Here is a 648-nt window from a genome sequence, read left to right on the forward strand (position 1 = left end):
AGGCGGCCCACGCCGCGTTCGCGCAGGGCATCGAAGCCCGCGTCGAAGCGGATGCGGAAGCGCGACGGGGCAGTGTCCTTTATCCCGCCTTTCAAGTGGTGAGGGAGGATAAAGAACGCCTCAATCAGTGACGCGGCGAGAGCCGCCAGCAGGACCACCGGGAGAACCTCAAGAACAGCCCCCAGTTCCCCTGCAAGGAAGGCGAGGGGGAGGAACACGGCAAGTGTCGTCAGGAAGGACGAGATCACACCGGGGGCTACGGCGGCCACGCCTGCCGCGACGTTCTCGACCGTGGCTCCCTTGGCGCCGTGTACGGCGATGGAATCCGCGATCACGATGGAATCGTCCATCACGATCCCGATTGCCATCAAAAGCGCCACCAGCGTCATCATATTGAGGCTGAGCCCGGTTAGTCCCATCCACAAAAATGCGCCCGCAAAGGCCACGGGCAAGCCCATGGCGGCCCAGATCGCGAAACCGGGGCGGAAAAACATGCTCATCACCACGACGACGAGCACCAGCCCGATCACCCCGTTCTGCACCAGCATCACCAGTCGGTCACGGATGATGGAGGTCACGTCCTGCACCACCTCGACGGTGATGGCGCCCGGCAGTCGGGCGGTTTCCGCGTCAACCAAGGCCGTGACG

The 648-nt window shown here is 63.9% G+C and carries 1 protein-coding gene; it reads right to left on the reverse strand.

The window, feature by feature from the left end; genetic code table 11:
- On the reverse strand, positions 1-648 hold a 648-nt coding region (locus E2L05_RS20620; protein ID WP_133344895.1), incomplete at both ends, for an efflux RND transporter permease subunit.

This window comes from Meridianimarinicoccus aquatilis (assembly GCF_004358675.1).
In the GTDB taxonomy this organism is placed as follows: domain Bacteria; phylum Pseudomonadota; class Alphaproteobacteria; order Rhodobacterales; family Rhodobacteraceae; genus Meridianimarinicoccus; species Meridianimarinicoccus aquatilis.